This is a genomic window from Terriglobus sp. YAF25 (assembly GCF_052113305.1).
Taxonomy (GTDB): domain Bacteria; phylum Acidobacteriota; class Terriglobia; order Terriglobales; family Acidobacteriaceae; genus Terriglobus.
Genome location: NZ_JBFRCY010000296.1, coordinates 1 through 5,223 on the forward strand (window position 1 = coordinate 1; position 5,223 = coordinate 5,223).

General features: G+C 59.0%; 5 protein-coding genes. All 5 read left to right on the top strand.

Annotated elements, in window-relative coordinates:
* Nucleotides 1-120: 120 nt before the first annotated feature.
* Nucleotides 121-2,127, top strand: coding sequence for a M13 family metallopeptidase (locus AB4043_RS13570; protein WP_442307275.1), 2,007 nt, complete (start codon nt 121-123; stop codon nt 2,125-2,127).
* A gap of 21 nt (nt 2,128-2,148) precedes the next feature.
* Complete coding sequence (nadD, locus tag AB4043_RS13575; RefSeq protein WP_442303144.1) at nt 2,149-2,748, top strand: nicotinate (nicotinamide) nucleotide adenylyltransferase; 600 nt, start codon at nt 2,149-2,151, stop codon at nt 2,746-2,748.
* Between the two features lie 111 nt (nt 2,749-2,859).
* Nucleotides 2,860-3,906: a metallophosphoesterase family protein gene (locus tag AB4043_RS13580; protein ID WP_442303145.1), complete on the top strand. Its 1,047-nt coding sequence runs from the start codon at nt 2,860-2,862 to the stop codon at nt 3,904-3,906.
* Between the two features lie 13 nt (nt 3,907-3,919).
* Nucleotides 3,920-4,384 (top strand): carboxymuconolactone decarboxylase family protein, encoded by a 465-nt coding sequence (locus AB4043_RS13585; RefSeq protein ID WP_442303146.1) that lies wholly within the window; start codon nt 3,920-3,922, stop codon nt 4,382-4,384.
* Nucleotides 4,385-4,574: 190 nt separating this feature from the next.
* Complete coding sequence (gene rsfS, locus AB4043_RS13590) at nt 4,575-5,123, top strand: ribosome silencing factor (protein ID WP_442303147.1); 549 nt, start codon at nt 4,575-4,577, stop codon at nt 5,121-5,123.
* Nucleotides 5,124-5,223: the final 100 nt, after the last annotated feature.

The window sequence follows — 5,223 nt, forward strand, 5'->3', positions numbered from 1 at the left end:
GGCTTCCGCATCTATGGGCGTTTTCCGTAATGAAAACGCCACGGCACACCCCTTCCGGGATACCCAGCAACAGGGAAAATGCTCTAGAACCGGTATAGTGAGGCCATTGAGGAGTTTGCCATGAAGTGGTTTGCCGCAGCCGCGCTCGGGTGCACCCTGCTGCCCTTTTCCGCCGCCGCCCAGCAGGGCGCGCGGGTTCAGGACATCGACAAGTCGCTTTCGCCGTGCAATGACTTTGACAACTATGCCAACGGCCAGTGGCGCAAACAGAATCCGATGCCTGCGATCCAGACATCCTGGGCGTTGCGGACGGTAACCCAGGAGGAGACAACGGCGAAGCTGCGCGGCCTGCTGGACGAGGCGTCCTCAAAGAAGCAGGCGGCGGGCAGCACCGAGCAACTGATTGGCGACTTCTATGGCGCGTGCATGGACGAGGCCACAGTCAATGCCGCGGGCTTGAAGCCGCTGCAGCCAACACTGGCGCGCATCGATGCCATCAAGGACGCGCGCGCTGTACAGACGGTGATCGTCGATCTGATGAAGGTCGGCATCCGGGCTCCGATCGACATCAGTTCGTCGCAGGATGCGCATGCTCCGCTGGATACCATAGCCGAGATCTCGATCCGTGGCCTGGGCCTGCCCGATCGCGACTACTATCTACGCAACGAACCTCGCTACAAGGAGATTCGCGAAAAGTACACCGCGCATGTGGAGGCGATGTTCAAGCTCGCGGGCTACAGCGAGGTCCAGGCAAAAGAAGCGACCGATGCCGTGCTGAAGATCGAGACCAAGCTGGCCGAAGCGCGACTGTCGCGCGTGGAATTGCGCGAACCGAAGAACACCGACCATCCGATGCAGTTCAGCGAGCTGGCTGCAAACTATCCGGGCTTCGACTGGGCGGCCACATACAAGGCCCTGAGGCTTCCTCAGGGCAAGCTGAATCTCAGCCAGCCGAAGCTGACTGCGGCGTTCCTCACAGAGCTGAAACAGACGCCGGTCGGTGAGTGGAAGGCTTATCTGCGCTGGACGGTGTTGCACGCGGATGCGACCTTCCTGCCTACGACGTTTGTCGATGAAAACTTCCGCTTCTTCGGAACGGTGATGACCGGCGTGAAGGAGCAGCGGCCGCGGTGGCAGCGCTGCTCGCRCCTGGTGGATTCCCAACTCGGTGAAGCGCTGGGTAAGAAGTATGTCGAGGTGTACTTCTCGCCGGAAGCGAAAGCTCGTGCGCGTGAGATGGCAGTCAATATCGCTGAGCAGTTGAAGCTGAGCATTACCGGCAATGACTGGATGACGCAGGCAACCAAGGCCAAGGCCCTGGAGAAAGTAGCCGCTCTGAATATCAAGGTCGGATATCCCGACAAATGGAAGGACTATTCCAGCGTGAAGGTCACGCGCGCCGATTTCCTGTCGGATGTCATGTCGACGCAGGCCTTCGAGGTGCGCGATGATCTGGGCCGGATCGGCAAGCCGCTGGACCGTGGCCGCTGGGATATGACTCCGCCCACGATGAACGCCTATTACAACCCGCAGATGAATGAGGTTGTTGTACCGGCGGGATACCTGCAACCGCCGGGCTTCAACCCTAAGGGCATCGACGCTATCAACTATGGCGCAATTGGGGTAACGATTGGCCACGAGATCAGCCACGGCGTGGACGATGAGGGCGCGCAGTTCGCCGCCGATGGATCGCTGACGATGTGGTGGACTCCGGAGGACTTTGAAAAGTTCAAGACCAAGACGGCATGCACGACGCAGCAGTACGACAACTACTTCATCGAGCCGGGCATTCATCACAACGGAAAGCTGGTGACAGGTGAGGCCTTAGGCGACCTGGGCGGGGTGAATCTGGCACTTCGGGCGTACGAGAAGTCGCGCGAGGGCAAGGGACCGGAAGCTACCGTCGACGGTCTGACGCCGGAACAGCAGTTCTTCCTGGCGGAGGCGCAGTGGCGCGGAGCTCTGGTGCGGCCCGAGGCAGCACGCAGCCAGGTCCAGGTGGACCCGCATCCGCTGGGCAAATGGCGTGTGCTGGGTCCGCTATCGAACATGCCGGAGTTCGAGAAGGCGTGGGGGTGCAAGAAAGGGGACGCCATGGTGCGCGCAGAGACCTGCAAGGTCTGGTAGACCTAAGACAGGGACATATTCATGCGAAGTATCGGTATCTTTGGCGGGACCTTCGATCCTCCCCATTCGGGCCATATTGATGTAGCAAAAGCGGCAGCGGACAACTTTGGACTTTCCGAGGTCTGGTGGACCCCCGTGGGACGCCAACCGTTGAAGACAACGCCTCCCCAGGCGTTTTATTCCCAGCGGCTGGCGATGGTACGCATGGTATGTAAAGCGGACTACCGCTTCGTTGCCAGCGGGGCCGACGCCCCGCGTGGCGATGGACAGCCGAATTTCACCATCGACCTGCTGCAGACACTGCGGGGAGAGCATCCCGGCTGCAGTTGGTGGAATATCGTCGGCGCGGACAGTTTTCTTGACCTTCCCCGCTGGAAATACCCGGACCAGCTGCTGAACTTTGCGCAATGGATCGTGGTCTCACGCCCCGGTTTCGATCTTTCGCGGATTGAGGCTATGGGACTGACCTCGGCACAACGATCGCGGGTGCACCTGTTGACCGATATCGAGGAACCCATCTCGGCAACGGATCTGCGCGATGCGCTGAAACGTGGCGAGCAGCCGGGAGCGGTGCCTCCGCCGGTACTTCGCTACATCGAAGAGCATGGACTGTACCGGTAGAGCATTTTTCCTGTAGGTGTCGTGCGGGGCTTGTGCTTCTGCAATGAAAACGCCGCTGCACGCTGCTCCCGGGCTACCCAGCAACGGGAAAAATTCTCTAGACTGTCGAATGTGAAGCGTCTCGTTGCCACGCTACTGTTTGCACTCTGCTCTGCCGTTCTGTACGCGCAGGAGCCTGTGCGTTTCTTCCAGTTCACCGACGCTCATCTGTTCGATGACGGAGATAAACTTTCGCGGGAAGAGGCGTTCAAGGTTGCCGCGGAGGATCGCCGCGGCTTCCGCTGGGCGATTGGGGCGATGAATGCCAGCGGCTTTCAGGCTGACTTTGCGGTCTTTACCGGCGACATGGGCCTGCTGAACGTGGACTTCTCACAGTCGCGGTGTGCAGCCACTCCTGTACCGTTGTCGCCGACGGGGCTGCCGCCCTTCCGTCTGGATGCAGCCGTAGAAGAGGTGGCGGAGTTGCTGGCTCCATTGAAGGTGCAGCGGATCTACTTTGTGGCAGGCAACAACGACGTGATCCACGAGCGCATTGCCGACTCAGGGCGATTTCCTTGCTTTATGGCCCTGCTGCAGGAGCGCATGAAGGCGAAGCATGGGCCTGAGGTGTATCCGCTGCTGACGAAGAACGCATTCGTGATCCGCGGGCTTCGCTTCGCCGGCATGGACACGGTCAGCTTCAAAGCGAAGGAAAACTACGCAGCGCCCTGCGCCATTGCACCGGAGCCGGTCAATTGCCCGAAGGAGCAGATTGCGCTCATCGGAGACCTGGCTGACGACTCACCGCAACCACTGGTGATCTTCACGCATGAGCCGGACCTGATGGACCCATTCCGCAAACATGCTGTGTGGGAGATTGATGAGACCTTGCGGAAGGACTGGGAGAAGACCGCGTGCGGGCCGAAGGTCGTAGGCATCTTTGCCGGCCACTTCCATGACGAGGCAAAAAGCAGCTATGCAGGTACAGACAGCTCGCTGGCGGTGAATCCCTGTGTTGCCGCGAAGACCCGGGTGGCGCCGCCGTTGAGCGAAAAGAACCAGGCGGGTGAAGCGGAACAGGCCCGGGGATTTTTGCGCGTCACCGTGAGCCCGGCCGGCATCCAGAGTGTAGACGCTACGTGGTATGACACCAAGACTGTCGTACCGCCAGCGGAGTGAAGGAGAAGCAGGAATGCACGAAGAGCGGATTGCATATTGGAAAGCCTTTCCAGAAGGCGTGAAGGCGCTGCAGCAGCTCGGGCACGTTGTAGACAACAGCGGCCTGGAGCACAGCCTGCTGGAGCTGGTGAAGATGCGGTCCTCGCAGTTGAATGGATGCGCCTACTGCCTGGACATGCATAGCAAGGATGCCATGGCTGCCGGGGAGACGGCGCAGCGTCTGTTTGCCTTGAATGCATGGCGCGAGACGACATTCTTCACGCCGCGCGAGCAGGCCGCGCTGGCATGGACAGAGGCGATTACGAACATCCAGCAGGGACATGCTCCTGATGCCGTGTTCGCGCAGGTAAAGGCGCAGTTTACCGAGGACGAGATCGTGCGGCTGACCTTTGCGATTACGCAGATCAATAGCTGGAACAGGATCTCAATTGCGTTTCGCCCGGCGGTCGGCAACTATCAGCCCGCGAAACATGGCTAGAGCAGTTCTCCTAAAGGTGTAGAGCGAAGCGTTTGCAGTTTGCGCCGTTTTCCTTCGAAGAAAACGGCATTCGCAGATTTCTCCAACACCACAATATTAGGAGAATTGCTCTAAGGCGTGTTATTTACGCTGGCAGCCAACCGGCGAGATTGGGTAGGATGTCCTATCCTTGGGAATGTACTGAAGGAGGATGATGGCAACGAACGAGAGTAAGCAGTTAGTTCTGGCCGCCGCAGAAGCGGCCGACAGCAAGAAGGCCGAGGACATCCGTATCCTGCAGCTCGATCCGTCCGAGAGCGGGTTGTGCGACTACTTCCTGATCTGCAATGGCACCAACGAGCGCCAGAACGACGCGATCTCCGATGAGATCGAACTGCAGTTGAAGAGACAGTTCGGCATTTATCCGAACTCCGTCGAGGGCCGCAGACAGGCTGAGTGGATCCTGATGGATTATGTGGACTTCATCGTCCACATCTTCTCTCCGGTGAAGCGTGAGTTCTATGGGCTGGAACGCCTGCGCAAGTCCGCAACGACGATCTCTGTGGCGGAGATGCATCAGGAGGTCGCAGCCAAGTCGAGGGCTGTACGCGAGAAGAAGGCGCCTGCCAAGAAGACCGCGAAGAAGGCCGTCAAAAAGGCAGTAAAGAAGACGGCGGTAAAAGCAGCCGTGAAGAAGACCGCAACGAAGAAGTCACCGGCAAAGAAGGCTGCCAAGAAAGCCGCCGGCAAGAAACGCTGAGTTGGTGATATTTGTTTGTCATTTCGTAGCAGAGCGGAGAGATCTGCTTCTCCGCACGTTTCATCAATAGAGCATTTCTCCTGTAGGTGTAGTGTAGGGA

Coding starts and splice junctions, on each gene's coding strand:
- nadD (WP_442303144.1), top strand. CDS start 2,149: ATGCGAAGTATCGGTATCTTTGGCGGGACCTTCGATCCTCCCCATTCG.
- AB4043_RS13585 (WP_442303146.1), top strand. CDS start 3,920: ATGCACGAAGAGCGGATTGCATATTGGAAAGCCTTTCCAGAAGGCGTG.
- rsfS (WP_442303147.1), top strand. CDS start 4,575: ATGATGGCAACGAACGAGAGTAAGCAGTTAGTTCTGGCCGCCGCAGAA.